Below are 19,293 nucleotides of genomic sequence, written 5' to 3'. Positions count from 1 at the left end.
CATTGCTTGCAAGACGCTTTCCTTGCAAGCAAGACTCTTTTAGCTTAACTCTTTAAACGCCTGACTTAATCCCTCAATTGTTAGCGGATACATTCGGTCTTGCATTAATTGATTTATTAGCTCGATTGAATGGTAGTAAGACCAATAACTTTGCGGCTGAGGATTAAGCCAACCCACCTTACTAAAGTGATTGGTTAAACGGTTCAGCCACGTGGCTCCAGCCTCTTGATTCCAATGCTCTACGCTACCGCCGGGATAGGTGATTTCATAGGGGCCCATTGTCGCGTCACCAACAAATATTAGCCGATAGTCTGAGCCATAACGGTTAATTAGCTGATAAGTGTCAAGCAATTCGCTGTCACGACGGTCATTATCGTGCCAAACATGTTCGTATACACAATTATGGAAGTAAAAAAATTCAAGATGCTTAAACTCACCGTGTGCGGCACTAAAAAGTTGCTCACATAGCTGGATATGGTCATCCATGGAGCCACCAATATCAAACAGCATCAAGACTTTAACTGAGTTATGTCGCTCTGGTGCCATTTTTACATCTAACATGCCGCCTTGTCTTGCGGTGGCACGAATGGTCTCATTCAGATCAAGCTGATCACTTGCCCCGCTGCGTGCAAATTTACGCAACTGCTTAAGAGCCAATTTGATATTGCGGCTGCTAATATCAGTATTACAATCGAGGTTGCGGTATTGCCGTTTGTCCCAAACTTTTACTGCTCTGCGATGGCGATTTCCATCTTGGCCAATGCGGATCCCCTCAGGATTATAGCCGTAAGCCCCAAAAGGCGAAGTGCCCCCTGTACCAACCCACTTATTGCCGCCAGCGTGACGTTTTTGTTGCTCTGCCAAGCGTGCTTTCAACGTTTCAATGAGCTTATCGAGTCCACCCATTGCGTTGAGTTTGGCTTTTTCTTCTTCAGACAGTGATTTCTCAAACTCTTTACGCAGCCAGTCCTCAGGTAATTGCTGCTGTTGAAGTTTTGAGAAGAGGTCTATTGAGTCTATTCCCTCAAAGTAATCAGCAAACGCACGATCGAATTTATCAAACAAAGTTTCATCTTTCACGAAGATGATTTTTGCCAAAAAGTAAAAGCCGTCCAGATCGGCAAAGCACACCTCTTTATCAAGTGCTTCTAGACAGTCCAGTAATTCTCGCAAACTTGCTTTAATACCGTAACGTCTAAGTGTGAGTACAAAATCAATAAGCATGATCAGCGTCGGCTCATAAAGGCGAGTTTTTCAACCAAAGAAACATCTTGTTCATTTTTAAGTAGTGCGCCGAATAATGGCATCAAGCCACCTTGATTGGATTTATCGTGTAATGTCTCAGGGGAAATATCTTCTGCGAGCAATAGTTTTAACCAGTCAAGCAGCTCACTCGTACTGGGCTTTTTCTTTAAGTTTGGTGTGTCGCGTAATTGGAAAAAGCTTTCAAGAGCACGTTGTACCAAGCTCGATTTAATATGTGGAAAATGCACATCCACAATTTGCTGCATCTCTTCTTTGCTTGGGAAGTCGATATAATGGAAAAAGCAGCGGCGTAAAAAGGCATCTGGCAGCTCTTTTTCATTATTTGAAGTAATAATAACGATGGGGCGCACCTTTGCCTTTATTTGCTCGTTAGTTTCGTAAACGTGAAATTCCATTTTATCGAGTTCTAACAGTAGATCATTGGGAAATTCAATATCAGCTTTATCGATTTCATCTATGAGTAAAACAGGGCGTTTTGTGGCGGTAAACGCCTGCCATAATTTTCCTTTGATGATGTAGTTACTAACATCGTTAACGCGAGGGTCGCCAAGTTGGCTGTCGCGCAAACGCGAGACCGCATCGTATTCGTACAAGCCTTGCTGGGCCTTGGTGGTTGACTTTATATGCCATTGGATTAACTCTGTGTCTAAACTTTTAGCAAGTTCTTCAGCGAGTAAGGTTTTGCCTGTACCAGGTTCGCCTTTAATTAAGAGTGGTTTTTCTAATACGATGGCCGCATTCACGGCCTGTTGTAGTGCAGAGGTAGCAATATATTGATCAGTACCTTTAAACATAATTCAACTTCTTGTGGTCAGATGAGATAACCGCATCTTGCCACAATCAGCTTTTCGCTGCCAACCCTGCTTCGGTTTCAATTAAGGTAAAGCGAGGTACCGCCTCGCCTTCGACCATAACGTTTTCTAAAAACATTTCAAGTGGCCTAACCCAAAAGCTCATATCTCCATATAGGGTTTGATAAACCACTTGTTTTTCCTGCGTTTCACTGTGTGTTGCTAAAGCATGCACACGATAAAGTTTTCCTTTGTAGTGGCGGTAAATTCCAGGTGTGATATCCACTAATTCAAGCTCCAAAAAATAAAAGCCGTACGTGACGGACTGAAATGTTATAATCCGTGCCATTAAGACTGAAGGTGTTTAAAGATGAATTATATTGCGCTGGACGATTATAAGAAAGCTTGGGTTTTCAAACATAAAGATCTTCCAATCGAAGCTGCCGATTTGGCATTGATAAAACCAATGTCTGCGGCGCGTGCTGCGGTGCTTTGGAGCACCATGGTGAGCAACGAAAAAGATCACCCAGATTTTTTTGATAAAACAGATTGGGTTGGCAAAGCTGAGTCATGGCAAGAAACCCTTAGTTGGGAACAGCCCTGGGAGGCTGGTGAGCAATTTCCAGAAGCGATTGAGCAATTTCTTGATTGGCAAGCCAATACCACGGTGTATTTTTGTCTCTCTCGAGATGATGTAATTGAGACCCGCTTTGATGTGTTCAAACGGTGTTGGCAAAACTTTATGTTTTTGACGGATGGAAGTTTCCTAATTGGTAAAAAACGTAGTTCGGTAGTCCAGTTTATGGCTGAAGGAGAAGCTAAACTAGGAACTAAACCATAAGGCTTATTCAGCTGCGCACTTTGCTTTGATTTGAAACATGGCTAGTGTATAAAGGATGTACACCGGTCTACGTTGATAGATTGTACCGATAGGAGGCGTTTTGGAGCAGCAGCAAAATACAATTTGGTATGATGAAGCATCACGCCTGATGTTTGCAGAACTTGTAAATGTATTTTATGCCAGAGAACTGCCAAAACTTGCTGAATTATCTGATCATCAACGTCTTCAGCGTTTGTTAAACAGCCTACCGTATTATGTGGAGCGTGCTGCTACTCACATTATTCATGGTGATGTACCGCTTGAACTAGACAGCTTTAATGGCTGTTGGCTGGCAAAACAAAAAACTCAGCCAAAAAGTGATAAAGTAGCCAATGAGGCATTTTTTTTAAACAAAGTAAAAGTTGGGTTAGTGGCTCCAGTTCTTTGTGCTGAACTTTCGGGTGTTACTGTGCGATTAGATAGTGTTGATCAAATTTGCGCTTCAGGAAAAGTCCATTGTAATCAGTTTGGCTGGTTTGCGATGAACGGTGACAGCTTAACGCCACCGGAGACGCAATCTATTGAGCTGTTAAAACCCACAAAAGCCTTGATGGTTGCTGCGTGCTGCGGTCACACTTGGCATTACGGTAAAGCGGCACCACCGCGCAGGCTAACATTAAGAGAAATGTTATTAGCCAGTGCGATTAATTGGTCACACGTACAAAAAATAAAGACGAGTCAATAATCCAAAAGTGGCTCAATGGTAGAAGTTTGGAATAAACGATGCGATTTTTTCAATTAGCGCTGTTCGTGTTAGCGCTATTTATTCAATATAGACTCTGGTTCGGCCACAACGGCGTGGAGGATTACACGCGGATTAAATCTGTAGTTAAATCGCACCAAGAAACTAACACCAACCTAAGCAAAAGAAATAAACTACTCAAAGCGGATATTGAAGATCTCAAGCTGGGCCTCGAAGGGGTTGAAGAGCGGGCTCGTCATGAGCTTGGCATGATCAAGCCTGGCGAAACCTTCATCCGCGTATTACCTAAAGTACCCCATGAAAAGAAACGATAAATTAGCGGTTATTATTCCAGCTGCCGGTGTCGGCAGTAGAATGCAGGCACAGGTGCCTAAGCAGTATATCCCTTTATTGGGCAAACCTATTTTAGTGCACACATTAGAGAAATTAGCGAAACTGGATGGCGTTGAGCAGTTCATGGTAGCCGTATCGAAAGAAGATAGCTATTTTACTACGAGCTTGCTGCCGGACAGTCGCTTTGGTCACTGTGACGGTGGTAAGGAGCGTGCTGATTCTGTGTTGCTCGCTCTACGAGCGTTAGCTTCGAGTAAGCCTGATTGGGTACTCGTGCATGATGCTGCTCGACCTCTCGTCGCGCTTGAAGACATTCATCACTTGATAGCAAAGTGTGTTAATGAGGGACAAGGTGGCATACTGGCTGCCAGAGTTAAAGATACGATTAAATGTGGTACTGAATTGGTGCAAAAAACGGTGCCGAGAGAGTCTTTATGGCAGGCTTTCACACCGCAAATGTTTAAGTATGAAGAGTTATTGGCGGCACTGGAGCTTGGGTTAGCGCAAGGCGCTAATATTACAGATGAAGCGTCAGCGATGGAATTACAAAAAAAACCAGTTCAGTTGATAGCCGCACGCACAGATAATATTAAGATCACCACTCCGGAGGATTTACCTCTGGCGGAGTTTATTATTCAACAACAAGGTAAGCAGCATGATTAGAATTGGCCACGGATTTGATGTTCATAAATTTGGTGGTGCTGGACCGCTGACAATTTGTGGCGAAAAAATTCCTTATGAACAGGGGTTTATCGCTCACTCTGATGGAGATGTGGCGATTCATGCGTTATGTGATGCTTTATTAGGTGCGCTCGCACTTGGAGACATTGGTAAACACTTTCCTGACACCGCGAGTGAATTTGAAAATATAGACAGTCGTATTTTGTTGCGCCGTGTTATGGAACAAGTGAAGGCTCGAGGTTATCAAATTGGGAATATTGACGTCACCATTGTAGCTCAAGCACCGAAAATGCGACCTCATATCGATGCGATGCGCGGTAATATTGCGACGGACTGTGAAACCCAACTAGACCAAGTTAATGTGAAAGCAACTACCACAGAAAAACTGGGGTTTGAGGGGCGCAAAGAAGGGATCTCAAGTCACGCAGTCGTGCTGTTGGTTAAAACATGAAGACATTAAATTATCTATATGGTAAACCCCTCTCTGATGGTGACTTCAAGTCACAACCAGAGGACTTTCGGGTTGAAGAGATCTTAGACATACCTTTTACTGGTGAAGGTGAGCATGTTTGCTTACAAATCGTTAAAAAGGGCGAAAATACCGCATATGTGGCGAAGAAATTAGCAGAGTTTGCGCAGCTCCCTCCTCGTGAGGTGAGTTATGCTGGTATTAAAGATAGGCATGGTGTTTGTACCCAATGGTTTAGTGTACCGGTGCCAATAAAAAAACCTTTGGACTTTAGCGCGCTCAATAGTGACTCAATCTTTATTGTAAAACAGGTAAGACATAACCGAAAACTGAAAACAGGCTGCCATAAAGGTAATCGTTTCGCCATTACGTTACGTAACGTCACTGAGCCACTCGATATTTTGTCTCGTATTAACGCAGTGCGTCAGGGAGTCCCAAATTACTTTGGGGAGCAGCGTTTTGGTCATGATGGTCACAACCTTGATATGGCACAGAGATTGTTTGATGGTGAAAAAATTCGAGATAAAAAGCTCAGAGGCCTGGTTTTGTCCGCGGCGAGGTCACACCTTTTTAATCAAGTCGTGAGTCGTCGAGTTGCTGAACATGGCTTGGCAACCACCTGGCATCGTGAAATATTCCTTTTAAATGGCAGTAATGCTTTTTTTGAATCAGATATTGATTGCGAATTAATAGAACGACTGTTAGGTAACGATATTCTGCTTTCTGCGCCATTAGTTGGTAAAGGTGAAAAAGGGTTACTACCACAAGAGCGAGAGTGGTTGAGTTCATTTTCACAGTGGCATAATGGGTTGGCTGAGTTTGGTATGAAGAATGAGCGTAGAGCACTCAGATTAATGCCACAAGAGTTCAAAGTTAGTATGACCGAACAAAGTTCTATGGTACTTGAATTTAGTTTGCCAAAAGGTACTTTTGCAACCGCTGTGCTCAGAGAGCTTGTCAATCACCGTGATGCTAGTAAGAAATAGTCAAAGTTCCAGGTGAGTAATATTAATTTGCTTAATTGAGTGTAAGCGGACTAGGTTAAGAGAAGATGGTGTGGCAGCGCTACTACCTAAGCTTGCTATTGCCAAAGTACCTACAGTGCTATAGGCAGACTAAAAGTTTGTAACTTCGACGTTTTAAGGATGAGGTCTTTATTGCAGCGAACGTTAAACTTACGCCTGCAAATTGAGTAGGTATAAAAGCAAAACGATATTAACTGGTGCTAGCAGTCATTGTGAAGAGTGCTAATATTAAGTCAACAGCTGGTTCGGCTTGCTTGCAACCTATTGACTAATCAAAATAAAAAAATCAGATGGCAACAAGCTACGCATTGCCTGCCAAAGAAGAGGTAAAAATGAAGATCCTATTAAGTAATGATGATGGTGTTCACGCCAAAGGGATTGCTATTTTGTATCAAGCATTGTCTCAGATAGCTGATGTTACGGTGATTGGCCCAGACCGAAACTGTAGTGGTGCTAGCAACTCATTAACGCTTTTAAATCCTTTACGAGCAACGACATTAGATAATGGCTTTATTTCGGTGAATGGCACGCCAACGGACTGTGTTCATTTAGGTGTCAGCAAACTTACTGATGAATTGCCTGATTTAGTGGTTGCAGGTATTAATAATGGCGCCAATCTTGGTGATGATACGCTATATTCAGGAACCGTTGCTGCTGCGACTGAAGGACGGCATTTAGGGCTACCTGCCATTGCGGTATCACTGTGTTCAAAAAATGAAGCGCACTATGAAACCGCCGCACATGTGACAATAGAGATCATTAAAAAGTTGGCAAATCACCCACTGCCAAAAGACCAAATCATTAATATCAATGTACCAGATATTCCCCTTGATGAACTCAAGGGAATAAAAGTAACGCGTTTGGGAGCGCGTCACAAAGCTGACACGATGACAGAGCAAATAGATCCTTGGGGTAGAAGCGTATATTGGTACGGCACTCTTGGGCGTGAAAGTGATGCTGGAGAAGGGACTGATTTTCATGCAGTGAATAATGGTTATGCTGCAATTACTCCGTTAAAAGTTGATATGACCGCTCACGAAAGCTTAGATGCAGTGGCTAGCTGGTTATTGTAGAGGCGCGTGTGCTGAATAATTATCAGGGCAGCGCCAATGCGCTAGTGGCGCTGTTAAAACAACAAGGAGTTGTAGACAAACAAATACTTGAGGTAATGGCAAGTACCCCAAGGCACTTGTTTGTCGACGAAGTGTTGAAGCATAAATCTTATGAAAACACAGCGCTTCCTATTGGACAAGGACAAACTATTTCTCAGCCTTTTATTGTCGCAAAAATGACTGAAGTATTGAAACAAGTTGGCGTAAAGGGAAGTATATTAGAGGTTGGTACTGGCTCTGGATATCAAACTGCTATTCTTGCACAGGTTTTTGAGCAGGTATTTAGCATAGAGCGAATTAAATCATTACAGTGGCAAGCTAGAAGACGGCTTCACTTATTAGATTTATACAATGTCACAATGAAGCATGGGGATGGGTGGAAAGGTTGGCCATCAAAAGCCCCGTTTGCTGGCATTATTGTCACCGCAGCAGCACAATCGGTGCCTGATGACTTACTTGCTCAGCTACAAGACGGAGGTGCAATGATCATCCCAATCGGTGTTGAGACGCAAACGTTGACTTTATTTGTCAAAAAGGGAGAGCAATATATTCGTCATGCCTTAGCGCCAGTACGCTTTGTACCTTTGGTTGCCGGTGAAGTGAGTTAGACAATAATATACAGCCGATGTCAAAAACTCTAGCTACTTATCCGAAGCTCAGGCTGTTTACTACTCAACTGCGCTCAAATTAATTTAAGCAAATAGCGTAAAGGCGGCCTTCAAATTAGATAATCTGGACTCGAGATATTGATACCAATTAGCCTTAATACTTGCACAATTTGAAGGGGGAAATCTGACGCTAACAGCGTTAAAAAATTCTTATTTAGAACAACTAAATAGCAAAATTTTTGTCTGGCTTCCACGGAGGTCGCTATCGCAGCGTTAGTAGAATGCGGGAGTAGTGTTATTGACAAGATTTCCTTGCCTTAAAAAAGCAAACTTTACTAAGATAATTGATATAAATTGTTCTCTAGTAGCTGCAATCCCATACTACTGCGTTTAGCTTGTTTGCAATAGGCTAGCTATTGACGCAAAAGCTTGCCTTAGATTAAGAAGTAGTCTCAAGCCAGAGTAATAGTACACCTGTTGAGCTTAGGTCTTTAGTTGACTCGAGTCCAAGTTAAATTAAGGACAAGTTGTAGCTTTGACTTTTAGATGCCGTGAAGCTGAACTCACATAGCAACTACATAAAATATCTCTATTTTTTCCAGTAAAGTGTGAAAATACAATAAATTTAAGTTAGATTAATATGAAAGTAGTCCTTATTCATACTGGAAAATATAAGTAATGCGCAAGCCTAGGGTCATTATATCGATTTGTTTAAGCGGCTTGCTTGTTGCTTGTTCATCAAATCATACCCCAGCACCTGTTACTACATTGTATTCTGGTAAGACCACTTCGACACATAAAATTAATATAAACGGAAGTAGTTACAAAGTTAAAAAAGGCGATACTTTATTTGCAATTGCATTTAGTGCTAACAAAGATGTAAGAACGCTTGCGAAAATCAATAAAATTAAGCCCCCGTACACTATCTATCCGAATCAAATTATACGCTTAGAGTATCCAGTAAATAAGAATAAAAAGAACAATAAATATACAAAAGTAAACCGCAAGTCTCAGTCTTTAAAACAAAAAAGTAACAAAATCGCTAAAAAAGAGCTTGATAAGCCAAAACAACGAGAGTATGTTCAAAGACAAGCCACACAAAAATCTAATAGTGCCAAGGCTTTGTATAATAATAAGGTACTATGGAAATGGCCGACTGAAGGAAAGGTAACACGTCAGTTTTCAGTTAAAGAAAACGGTTACAAGGGGTTAGAAATCTCTAATAAACCTGGTACTTCAGTAAGGGCTGCTGCTGGCGGTGTAGTTGTATATGCAGGGAGCGCACTGCGAGGATACGGTAATTTAATCATTTTGAAACATACAGATGATTATCTAAGCGCCTATGCTCATAACGCTAAGTTACTCGTCAGGGAACAGCAAAAAGTTAAAGTTGGGGAAAAAATTGCCGAAATGGGTAGTACAGACGCTTCTAAGACGGCACTGAGGTTTGAGATCCGTTTTAAAGGCCAAGCTGTAAACCCGGCAAAATACTTGCCATAAAGTATGTGAGTACATCGATTAGGTCGAGTACCCGTACTTTTATTCGCTTGGGGAGAATACTTATGGCTCACACTGCAAAATTACCTACAAAATCAACTCCAGAGTTAGATAAGTTTGACGATGACAACATCGACGAACCAAAAGATGAATTGCTCGAAGATCTCGAAGATGACGAAGATGTTTTTGCCAAAGAAGAAGTGGTTAAAAACTTGGACGCTACTCAGCTTTATTTAGGTGAAATTGGATTTTCCCCTCTGCTCAGTGCAGAAGAAGAAGTGTATTTTGCACGCAAGGCACTCAGAGGCTGTGAAGCTTCACGCAAACGGATGATTGAGAGCAATTTAAGGCTAGTTGTGAAAATAGCGCGCCGTTACAACAACCGTGGCTTAGCTTTACTTGACCTGATTGAAGAGGGGAACCTGGGGCTCATAAGAGCTGTAGAAAAATTTGACCCGGAACGCGGGTTTAGATTTTCTACCTATGCAACTTGGTGGATCCGCCAAACCATCGAGCGAGCGATAATGAATCAGACTCGCACTATTCGTTTACCAATCCATGTCGTAAAAGAGCTCAATGTGTATCTGCGTACAGCTCGAGAGTTGACGCAAAAGTTAGATCATGAACCCACTGCGGAAGAAATCGCTGAGTGCCTCGATAAACCAGTCGAAGAAGTCAGTAAGATGCTACGTTTGAATGAGAAGATCACCTCAGTAGATACGCCTATTGGTGGTGAAAATGACAAAGCACTGCTCGATATTATCGCGGACGAAAAGGGTGGTGGTCCAGAAACTGAAGTACAAAGCAATGATATTAATAAGCATATCGTTGACTGGCTTGGTGAACTTAATCCAAAGCAGCGAGAAGTGTTGGCAAGACGCTTTGGTCTACTTGGCTATGAACCATCTACGCTTGAAGATGTTGGCCGCGAAATAGGCTTAACTAGAGAGCGTGTAAGACAAATCCAAGTAGAAGCACTGAGACGTTTAAAAGACATTTTACAGCACGAAGGGCTGAGCACAGACAGTTTATTTGAACAACAGTAAAATTAGTATTATGAAAAAAGCCGCAATTTTGCGGCTTTTTCGATTTTCTAGCTAAAAAGCTGGACAATAGAAAGCGATTATAAGCTTTCTATCTTAGCTTTTTGTTCAAGTAGCTTTGTTTTCGCATCGCTAAACTCAGCTAATTTCGCTTTTTCTTTAGCAAGTACTGCTTCAGGTGCATTGCTTACAAACTTTTCGTTCGCAAGTTTTTTCTCAACCTGAGCTAGGCCTTTTTCTGCTTTTTCAAGCTGTTTAGCAATACGCGCAAGCTCTGCTTCAACATCAATCAGGCCTGCCATTGGGATCATAATCTCAAGGTCGCCAATAAATGCAGTTGCACAAGCTGGTGCTTCGTCTTTGCTTGCGAGTAAGTCTACTGTTTCCAGTTTCGCTAATGCGCTTAAGAAAGCTTGATTTTCTTCTAGACGACGCTTGTCTTCGTCGCTTGCACCAGCAAGTAACACGTTTAACGGCTTACTTGGGCTGATATCCATTTCACCACGAATATTACGGACAGCGATAATAAATTGCTTCACCCACTCAAGGTCTGCCATCGCTTGCGCATCAACTTTGCTTTCGTCAAATACAGGGAAGGCTTCAAGCATAATTGTCTTTGCTTCGACCCCAGCGATTGGTGCTACACGTTGCCAAATGGTCTCTGTGATATAAGGCATTAGTGGGTGCATCAAACGAAGTAAGCCTTCCAACACGGTAATAAGCGTATGGCGTGTACCACGCTGCTGTGCTTCATTGCCTTTAAACAGAATTGGCTTTGTTAGCTCAAGATACCAGTCGCAGAATTGGTTCCATGTGAACTCATAAATCGTATTTGCTGCAAGGTCAAAACGGTAGTTATCTAAGTGCTCAGAGAACACCTTAACCGTATTTTGGAATTGCCCTAAAATCCAACGATCGGCAAGAGAATACACTTTTTCGTTCTCATTGAAGCCACAGTCTTGTTCTTCTGTGTTCATCAATACATAACGGCTAGCATTCCAAAGCTTGTTGCAGAAGTTACGGTAACCTTCAAGACGATTCATATCCCAGTTGATATCACGTCCCGTTGACGCCATTGCTGCTAGGGTAAAGCGCAAGGCATCTGTGCCGTGTGCTTCAATACCATCGGCAAATGTTTTGCGCGTGTTTTTCTCAATTTTTGCAGCTAGTTGTGGCTGCATCATGTTGCCCGTGCGTTTAGTCACTAGGCTCTCAAGATCGATACCATCAATCATGTCTAGTGGGTCTAACACGTTACCTTTTGACTTAGACATCTTATCGCCATTTTCATCGCGAATAAGGCCAGTCACATAAACGGTCTTAAATGGAACTTGAGGTTTACCATCTTCATCTTTGATGAAGTGCATGGTCATCATGATCATGCGAGCTACCCAGAAGAAGATAATGTCGAAACCAGTAACCAAGGTATCTGAAGGGTGGAATACCTTTAGATCTTCTGTGTTTTCAGGCCAACCTAATGTTGAGAAAGTCCACAGTGCTGAAGAGAACCAAGTGTCTAATACGTCTTCATCTTGTGTAAGTACTACGCTTGCATCAAGGTTATGGTTTTGACGTACTTCTACTTCGTCACGGCCAACATATACATTACCTTCATTATCATACCAAGCTGGGATCCTGTGGCCCCACCAAAGTTGACGGGAAATACACCAGTCTTGAACATCACGCATCCAAGAAAAGTACATGTTCTCGTATTGCTTAGGTACGAATTGAATATCACCATCTTCTACCGCTTTTACCGCAGGCTCTGCAAGAGGAGCTACGCGAACATACCACTGATCGGTAAGTAGTGGCTCGATAACTACGCCAGAGCGGTCGCCGTAAGGCACAGTTAGGCTGTGGTCGTCGATTTTCTCAAGTAGACCAAGCTGCTCAAACTCGTCAATAATTAGCTTGCGCGCATCGAAACGGTCAAGGCCGTGGAAACGCTCTGGAATTGGGGCATCCATCGCTTCAAGTGGCTTACCATCAAAAGTAAAGCACTCACCCGTATTCAGAACAGCTGCGTCTTTGTTGAACACGTTGATCATTGGCAGCTCATGACGCTTACCAACTTCGTTATCGTTAAAGTCGTGCGCTGGTGTGATCTTTACGCAGCCTGTACCTTTCTCCATATCCGCATGTTCATCAGCAACGATAGGGATGCGACGGTTGACGATAGGAAGTAGAATTTCTTTGCCAATTAAGTCTTGGTAACGTTCATCATCCGGGTTTACTGCAACACCAGTGTCACCTAGCATGGTCTCTGGACGTGTGGTTGCTACGATAATGTAGTCTTTACCATCTTTAGTGGTTACGCCATCCGCAAGCGGGTAGCGCAAATTCCACATATGACCCTGTTTATCTTTGTTTTCAACTTCTAAATCAGAAATCGCAGTGTGTAATTTTGGATCCCAGTTAACAAGGCGCTTACCGCGGTAGATTAAGTCATCTTGATATAGGCGCACGAATACTTCTTTTACCGCTTCAGACAGGCCATCGTCCATGGTAAAACGTTCTCTATCCCAATCTACAGATGCACCTAAACGGCGTAACTGTTTGGTGATTGTGCCACCTGATTGCTCTTTCCATTCCCAGATTTTATTGATGAATTCGTCACGGCCTAAATCATGGCGTGATTTACCTTCTTCGGCTGCAAGCTTACGCTCAACCACCATCTGAGTTGCAATACCTGCATGGTCAGTGCCCACTTGCCAAAGCGTGTTCTTGCCTTTCATACGCTGGTAGCGGATCAACGTGTCCATGATAGTGTCTTGGAACGCGTGGCCCATGTGTAGACTACCTGTGACATTCGGCGGTGGGATCATAATCGAGTATGCGTCACCATTGCCTGATGGCTTAAAGTAGCCATTTGACTCCCAGTCTTGATACAAAGACTGTTCAATATCTTGTGGATTGTAGGTTTTATCCATTACACAGAACCCTAAAAATGCTATTTCTCAATGTCTTCAGTGGAAATTGTTGCGCCAAGTGCACGAAGTTGCTTAAAGCGTTCTCGCGCGGCTTGCTTAGCGCTGGCTTCAACAGGCACAAAATCTATCACCTGCTCAAAGCGACGAATAAAGTCAGGGATGACCCGAGCCAGATTAATGAGCACGGGGCGACGAGCAGCAGGAGGCATAGTGCCAATTTCCACTGGTGCGCCGCCTTTGGGGCCTTCGCCTTGTAAGTTGTGGGGCACAAATCTGTCTGCGTCAAAACACCAAAGATGCTCATCGAATAAATGAGCGTCGTCAGTATTATCCACGTTAACAAAGATACGGTGTCCAGCTTGATATAAGCTCGCCGCAGTTTGTGCTGCCAGATCAAAATGAGCCGGAACGCTAACCCCCGGCTCATCGTTTTGTTTTAACACGTAAAAGCGCGCTTTGATAGTCATGATAATAATACCAATTGCGAGGAGTCCTGAGGTTTGCCACAGACTCCACAGCTGCTCAATATCTGTAATGTTTTTACTGTGATTGAGTAGACTAATAAAGTTAGTATGCGCGGCTTAGTTTAAAACTAAATATAGCGCCATATAAATGCACATAAATAAGGCTGTATTCTGCCATATAAAGGCAATACCATCAATCAAGAACCAAACTAAGCAGAATAAAATATAATAAGTGGTGGGGATCGCCGACTTGGGAAATTTAAGTACTCTGTAGCCTTCGGTTATGATGGGGAAATAGGCCGTGATTTGATGTCGCGAACTTGCTTAAACAAGTTCGCGACCAAAAGTGTTAATCTTGCTGTGCATCTGTGATATTGGCGCGATTCAGTAAATATTGCATCAGCATAGGCACAGGACGGCCCGTGGCGCCTTTGTTTTTGCCGCTACGCCATGCGGTACCCGCGATGTCTAAATGCGCCCAGTTGTATTTTTTAGTAAACTTAGATAAGAAGCATGCTGCTGTGATTGTGCCAGCTGCACGACCGCCTAAGTTAGTAAAGTCTGCAAATGGGCTTTCTAACTGCTCTTGATAATCATCCCAAAGTGGCAGTTGCCATGCTCTGTCACCACTTTGCTCAGATGCTTTGAGTAAATCATGGGCTAGCGGGTTGTGGTTAGATAACAAACCTGTGGCATGACTGCCAAGTGCGACAATGCAGGCACCAGTGAGTGTTGCAACATCTACAACCGTCTCTGGCTCGAAGGCTTCAACATACGTTAAGGCATCACATAGCACCAACCTACCCTCGGCATCCGTGTTAAGTACTTCAACGGTCTGGCCAGACATAGTTGTTAGAATGTCGCCAGGGCGATAAGCATCGCCGCTAGGCATGTTTTCACAGCCTGCTAATACACCTATGACGTTAAGTGGTAGCTGCATTTGTACTACTGCGCGCATCAAACCAAGCACGCCAGCGGCACCCCCCATGTCGTATTTCATTTCGTCCATGGCTTCTCCTGGTTTTATAGAGATGCCACCGGAGTCGAAAGTGAGCCCTTTGCCCACGAATACGATTGGTGCTTGCCCTTCATCACCACCATTATAGTGGATCACCGACATCACCGACTCGTTATGGCTGCCACGGCCAACCGCTAGGTAAGAGTGCATACCCAGCTCTTCCATTTCTTGTTCGCCAACAAGGTTTACCGTCACATTATCAAAGTCTTCAGCCAATTGTTGTGCCTGCTCACCTAAATAGCGTGGGTTACAGATATTTGGTGGCATATTTGCTACGTCTTTACACAGCTTGCTTCCCGCGGCGATCGCTAGGCCATGTTCAATCGCGCTTTCACCAATAGTTAGTTCACGGCGTGTGGGGACGTTAAACACTATTTTGCGAAGTGGGCGTCTTGCTTCGCTCTTTTTACTCTTTAATTGATTAAAGGTATATAAACAGTCTTGTGTGGTTTCAACAGCTTGGCGAACTTTCCAATAGGTGTCACGGCCTTTTACATGTTGTTCTGTTAAGAAACATACCGCTTCCATTGAGCCGGTTTCATTCAATGTATTGATGGTCTTTGAGATGATTTGTTTATATTGCTTGTCGTCTAATTCTCTTTCTTTACCACAGCCGACCAATAAAACACGTTCACTTAACACGTTAGGAACATGGTGCAGCAGTAAAACTTGTCCTGGTTTGCCTTCAAGATCACCACGTCTGAGTAAGTTGGAGATGTAGCCTTCGCTTATTTTATCCAGCTGTTCACCAATTGGTGAGAGACGGCGTGGTTCATATACACCTACAACAATACATGCGCTGCGCTGTTTCTCTGGACTACCACTTTTAACGCTGAATTCCATTGCGACTCCTGAGTCTTTGTTATGTCTTTTTGAACTTTTGATGTCAACACACTTTCCTACATTAAAGTCGTGATTATGCTTTAACCTTAGGTAGGATATTGCGTTACATTGACATATAATAAACTGACTAAAATAATCAGTTTACTCAATTTTTCCCACTATTCCAGTGAAACGAGACGTTTTATAGGGACGAACATTGCTTATTTTCCGCTATTTAACGGGTGAGGTACTAAAATCTCAGATTGCGGTTTTTCTCACCCTAATGACAATTTTTTTGTCACAAAAGTTTGTACTCATTCTGAGCTCTGCATCTGAAGGAGGTATACCCGGTAAGTTAGTGCTTGCTATGCTAGCCTTGAAATTGCCGCAACTTGCTGGCTACATTTTACCGCTGAGCCTCTTTCTTGGGATAATTCTTGCGTACAGTCGCATCTATGCTGACAGTGAAATGACAGTATTAAAAGCCTGCGGGGTAAGCGAATGGTATGTTGTGCGAGTGACGTTGGTGTCTAGCGCCTTCTTTGCGTTACTTGCGGCTTGCGTGAGCATGTATATAGCGCCATGGGCCAGTGAAAAAGAGTATCAGCTAAGAGAGCAGGCTGATGCCGAGTCAGGGTTATCTGCCCTTCGTGCAGGTAGGTTTCAACAAACCGGAAACGAAAAAGCGGTGGTATTTGTCCATGGGATCAGCGATCAGGGACGTGAACTAAACAAAGTATTTGTAGCACAACTCCCTGAAAAAGATTCCAATCAGGCTGCACGCTTAGTGTATGCCCAAAAAGGCGAAGTCATAGAATTAGAGACCGGTGAGCAGCAGCTGTTGCTTCATGACGGTAAACGCTACGAAACCGATGGTTTCAGTCAGGCGCTAAATAGAACTGAATTTGGTAGCTATCAAGTGCAAATTAAAGAACAAGAAATAGAGCATCAGCGTCGAAAACTAGAGGCTATTCCTAGTCTACAGTTACTAGAAATGGATACGCCTGAAGCCAAAGCACAATTTCAGTTGAGACTGTCAGTACCTATTTCTATTTTGTTGCTAACTCTGCTCGCAGTCCCACTGAGTGTGGTTAACCCAAGGCAAGGCAAATTTGCGAAATTGGTTCCTGCTATCGCATTATATTTGGGCTATTTTATCCTCCTCAATGCCGGTAAATTTTTACTAGCGGAAGAAAAAGTTCCTGCATCTGTTGGTTTATGGTGGATCCACCTGTGTGTACTATTTATTGGTGTTTATTTAATCGCTAAGGGACGGCCGTTTGGTGTTTGGGTGCGATCGGTATTTATGAAGCGGGAGACAACGGCATGATGAAGACACTAGATTGGTATCTAGGCCGAAGTATTCTGCAAACTACTGGGTTTGCACTGCTGGTATTTGTGGGTATTAATACCTTAATCAAGTTTATTGAACAGTTGCGCTCTGTGGGTCGTGGAAGCTATGACCTGCTTGGTGCGATGTTATATACCCTTTATAGCATGCCCAGTGATGTCGTGGTGTTTTTTCCTATGGCGGCATTAATAGGTGGCTTAATTGGGCTTGGCGCGTTGGCATCTAGCAGCGAACTTATTGTGATGCAGGCCGCTGGTTGGTCACGCCTGCAAATTATAATGTCAGTAATGAAGACCGCGGTGGTACTGGCGTTATTTATGATGGCTTTAGGAGAGTGGGGCGCTCCTAAGGCAGAGCAAACTGCAAAAAAGCTTAAAAATGAAGCTATCTATGGTGGTGAAGTTTACAGTGCTCAGCGTGGTGTTTGGGCTAAAGACGGGAGCAATTTCATCAACATCAGTAATGTTGAAAAAAGTGGGCAATTAAAAGACATTGCCATCTACTACTTCGACGATTCGCTAACTCTTGCAAAAATTGTGCGTGCGCAATCGGCACAAAGTACCCCGAGTGGCTGGCAATTGCAGGATGTTGAAGAAGTGCTTTTGAGTCAGCAGCAAATCACTACTCACTATTCCAAATCCATGTTGTATGAATCTGAGTTAAGTGAGGACAGGCTTGGCGTAGTCTCAGTAGAACCAGACGCGCTATCTTTTACGGGGTTATGGTCGTTTTTAGCGTATTTGAAACAAAATGAGCAAGACGCAAGTAGTTACGAGCTGGCGCTATGGCGTAAGGTGATGCAGCCGCTGACGATAGGGGTGATGCTGTTGGTCGCACTTTCTTTTATTTTTGGGCCGCTTAGAACAGTAAGCATGGGAGCCAGAATTATCATGGGGGTGATCACTGGTTTAGCATTTCATTTGAGTAATGAAATTTTTGGCCCCATCGTGATGGTGTATCAAGTGCCTCCCGTTGTTGGGGCGCTGATGCCAAGTTTATTATTCATTGGATTGGCAATACATCTACTAAAAAGACAAAATTAATACCAATTTGCTAACTTTACTCCCTTAAATTTAGTTGGTATTCATGCTGATTGGTATTACCTTTTCAGCTAAAAAATATAGGCCTTCAAGTGAGGCCTATATTTTTGCACACAGAATAACGGTTGTTGCTGAGCGAAAATTCAGCCCAAGCTGTTGTATACCTTTTTATTTTCTTCTTTACTTAGTACGATAACTTGCGTTCCACAGAGTAAATCTTGCAGCGATCTTTTCTTCTTAAAGTCGATTAGCACTAATAAATTGCCAAGTCCAAGTAGAGCACATAAGCTTCTCGCAATTGCGGTTGGCCAAGTCAATAACTCACCATTATGTGTTTGTACTTTTAAGCGCCAAGCTCGCATACCGATAGTCTGGCCGCTCTTTGTCCAGAAATAAGCGAAAAATAGTACAGATACAGCCACTAGTAAGACTGTTCTTGCCGTATATAAAATTGGGGTTGCTTGGATCAAAGCAGACACATCTTCATGGCTACCTAGTGACAAGAGCCCAAATGAAATAAATCCATTAACAATAAGCAGAAATACAATAGTCGTAAGCATGGCAAATGCAATTACAACTAAGCTGTCGTATATAAGTGAAGCCAAACGGCGTGCAAAGTTCGCAGGAACGATGTTGGACATAACAACTCTCATCATTACAAGGTTGACGCGTATTCTACACATAAACGTGTAAAACGTTTACTCAATTACATTAACTAATGGCCTAGCAATACGTTACCTTTATCATTTTTACAACAATAAAGTTGACGTTTGGCTGAAATCTAGCATCTTGTGTGCAAATAACAAGCAGTTAACGCGATATTGCAAAAAAATTACTTGCCGTTCTGCATCGCCTTTGTATAATGCAAAGCATAGAGACGAAGGCAAATAAAAAAAGCCCAAGCTCAAAGTGGTTTTTCTTTATTTTCTCTTGTTTTAGAAGATGAAAGAAAAATTATGCCAGTGTGATGGAATTGGTAGACATGACGGATTCAAAATCCGTTGCCTTCGGGCGTGGCGGTTCAAGTCCGCCCACTGGTACCACTTTTTATAACCCTTGCTTTTTAGCAAGGGTTTTTTTATGCCTTGAATTTGTGTATTGAAAATAGTGGTGTCGGACTTGGTCGCCACGCGGGTGGCGCTAATACAAATTCAGAGTCCGCCCACTGGTACCACTTTTATAGCCCTTGCTTTTTAGCAAGGGTTTTTTTATGCCTTGAATTTGTGTATTGAAAATAGTGGTGTCGGACTTGGTCGCCAC

The 19,293-nt window shown here is 43.0% G+C and carries 19 protein-coding genes and 1 tRNA gene; 13 read left to right on the top strand and 7 right to left on the bottom strand.

Annotated features, from left to right (window positions below):
• Positions 1-39 precede the first annotated feature (39 nt).
• Genes HUZ36_RS07330 through HUZ36_RS07320 form a run of 3 tightly spaced genes read right to left on the bottom strand, consistent with a single transcriptional unit; the run spans position 40 to position 2,406 of the window.
• Positions 40-1,224 (bottom strand): vWA domain-containing protein, encoded by a 1,185-nt coding sequence (locus tag HUZ36_RS07330; RefSeq protein WP_128730882.1) that lies wholly within the window; start codon positions 1,222-1,224, stop codon positions 40-42.
• A gap of 2 nt (positions 1,225-1,226) precedes the next feature.
• On the bottom strand, positions 1,227-2,063 hold the full coding sequence (locus HUZ36_RS07325; protein ID WP_125250580.1) for an AAA family ATPase: 837 nt from the start codon (positions 2,061-2,063) through the stop codon (positions 1,227-1,229).
• Positions 2,064-2,106: 43 nt separating this feature from the next.
• The gene (locus HUZ36_RS07320) at positions 2,107-2,406 is read right to left on the bottom strand and encodes a DUF1653 domain-containing protein (protein ID WP_247652021.1); all 300 of its coding nucleotides are present in this window, start codon (positions 2,404-2,406) and stop codon (positions 2,107-2,109) included.
• A gap of 21 nt (positions 2,407-2,427) precedes the next feature.
• Here HUZ36_RS07320 and HUZ36_RS07315 point away from each other — a divergent pair, with 21 nt between their 5' ends.
• The 10 genes from HUZ36_RS07315 (at position 2,428) to rpoS (ending at position 10,411) form a co-directional block, all read left to right on the top strand.
• Complete coding sequence (locus tag HUZ36_RS07315; protein WP_125250579.1) at positions 2,428-2,898, top strand: DUF2947 domain-containing protein; 471 nt, start codon at positions 2,428-2,430, stop codon at positions 2,896-2,898.
• Positions 2,899-2,998: 100 nt separating this feature from the next.
• Positions 2,999-3,622: a hypothetical protein gene (locus HUZ36_RS07310; protein ID WP_176032464.1), complete on the top strand. Its 624-nt coding sequence runs from the start codon at positions 2,999-3,001 to the stop codon at positions 3,620-3,622.
• 38 nt (positions 3,623-3,660) lie between these two features.
• Positions 3,661-3,954 (top strand): cell division protein FtsB, encoded by a 294-nt coding sequence (ftsB, locus tag HUZ36_RS07305; RefSeq protein ID WP_125250577.1) that lies wholly within the window; start codon positions 3,661-3,663, stop codon positions 3,952-3,954.
• Complete coding sequence (gene ispD, locus HUZ36_RS07300; protein WP_125250576.1) at positions 3,938-4,636, top strand: 2-C-methyl-D-erythritol 4-phosphate cytidylyltransferase; 699 nt, start codon at positions 3,938-3,940, stop codon at positions 4,634-4,636. Before ftsB ends, ispD begins: the two co-directional genes overlap by 17 nt.
• Positions 4,629-5,105: a 2-C-methyl-D-erythritol 2,4-cyclodiphosphate synthase gene (ispF, locus tag HUZ36_RS07295; RefSeq protein WP_125250575.1), complete on the top strand. Its 477-nt coding sequence runs from the start codon at positions 4,629-4,631 to the stop codon at positions 5,103-5,105. The genes ispD and ispF overlap by 8 nt, the downstream gene beginning before the upstream one ends.
• Positions 5,102-6,109: a tRNA pseudouridine(13) synthase TruD gene (truD, locus tag HUZ36_RS07290; protein WP_176032463.1), complete on the top strand. Its 1,008-nt coding sequence runs from the start codon at positions 5,102-5,104 to the stop codon at positions 6,107-6,109. The genes ispF and truD overlap by 4 nt, the downstream gene beginning before the upstream one ends.
• A 371-nt stretch (positions 6,110-6,480) precedes the next feature.
• Positions 6,481-7,221, top strand: a complete 741-nt coding sequence (gene surE, locus HUZ36_RS07285) for a 5'/3'-nucleotidase SurE (RefSeq protein ID WP_128730927.1) — start codon at positions 6,481-6,483, stop codon at positions 7,219-7,221.
• 8 nt (positions 7,222-7,229) lie between these two features.
• Positions 7,230-7,868, top strand: a complete 639-nt coding sequence (locus HUZ36_RS07280; protein WP_176032462.1) for a protein-L-isoaspartate(D-aspartate) O-methyltransferase — start codon at positions 7,230-7,232, stop codon at positions 7,866-7,868.
• Between the two features lie 678 nt (positions 7,869-8,546).
• Positions 8,547-9,368 carry a peptidoglycan DD-metalloendopeptidase family protein gene (locus HUZ36_RS07275; RefSeq protein WP_147391103.1) on the top strand — a complete coding sequence of 274 codons (822 nt, stop codon included), beginning with the start codon at positions 8,547-8,549 and terminating at the stop codon, positions 9,366-9,368.
• Positions 9,369-9,430: 62 nt separating this feature from the next.
• Positions 9,431-10,411: an RNA polymerase sigma factor RpoS gene (rpoS, locus tag HUZ36_RS07270; RefSeq protein WP_125250571.1), complete on the top strand. Its 981-nt coding sequence runs from the start codon at positions 9,431-9,433 to the stop codon at positions 10,409-10,411.
• Positions 10,412-10,488: 77 nt separating this feature from the next.
• On the opposite strand, the gene HUZ36_RS07265 is transcribed toward rpoS, so the two are convergent.
• The 3 genes from HUZ36_RS07265 to pepA form a co-directional block, all read right to left on the bottom strand.
• Complete coding sequence (locus tag HUZ36_RS07265) at positions 10,489-13,338, bottom strand: valine--tRNA ligase (RefSeq protein ID WP_176032461.1); 2,850 nt, start codon at positions 13,336-13,338, stop codon at positions 10,489-10,491.
• 20 nt (positions 13,339-13,358) lie between these two features.
• Complete coding sequence (locus HUZ36_RS07260; RefSeq protein WP_125250569.1) at positions 13,359-13,805, bottom strand: DNA polymerase III subunit chi; 447 nt, start codon at positions 13,803-13,805, stop codon at positions 13,359-13,361.
• 346 nt (positions 13,806-14,151) lie between these two features.
• Entirely contained in the window at positions 14,152-15,663 is a 1,512-nt protein-coding gene (gene pepA, locus HUZ36_RS07255; protein WP_125250568.1) for a leucyl aminopeptidase, read from the bottom strand.
• Positions 15,664-15,859: 196 nt separating this feature from the next.
• On the opposite strand from pepA, the gene lptF reads away from it, so the two are divergent.
• Both lptF and lptG read left to right on the top strand, forming a co-directional pair.
• Complete coding sequence (gene lptF / locus HUZ36_RS07250) at positions 15,860-16,972, top strand: LPS export ABC transporter permease LptF (protein WP_125250567.1); 1,113 nt, start codon at positions 15,860-15,862, stop codon at positions 16,970-16,972.
• Positions 16,969-18,036: an LPS export ABC transporter permease LptG gene (gene lptG / locus HUZ36_RS07245; RefSeq protein ID WP_125250566.1), complete on the top strand. Its 1,068-nt coding sequence runs from the start codon at positions 16,969-16,971 to the stop codon at positions 18,034-18,036. The genes lptF and lptG overlap by 4 nt, the downstream gene beginning before the upstream one ends.
• A 140-nt stretch (positions 18,037-18,176) precedes the next feature.
• Here the strand turns inward: lptG and HUZ36_RS07240 are convergent, their stop codons facing one another.
• Positions 18,177-18,674 carry an RDD family protein gene (locus HUZ36_RS07240; protein WP_147391106.1) on the bottom strand — a complete coding sequence of 166 codons (498 nt, stop codon included), beginning with the start codon at positions 18,672-18,674 and terminating at the stop codon, positions 18,177-18,179.
• A 317-nt stretch (positions 18,675-18,991) separates the two neighbouring features.
• On the opposite strand from HUZ36_RS07240, the gene HUZ36_RS07235 reads away from it, so the two are divergent.
• Positions 18,992-19,076, top strand: a tRNA-Leu gene (locus HUZ36_RS07235).
• The last annotated feature ends 217 nt before the right edge of the window (positions 19,077-19,293 follow it).

The sequence above is a fragment of the Pseudoalteromonas sp. McH1-7 genome, from assembly GCF_013366255.1.
GTDB classification, from domain to species: domain Bacteria; phylum Pseudomonadota; class Gammaproteobacteria; order Enterobacterales; family Alteromonadaceae; genus Pseudoalteromonas; species Pseudoalteromonas peptidolytica.
This window is presented reverse-complemented; position numbering and strand designations above follow the sequence as displayed.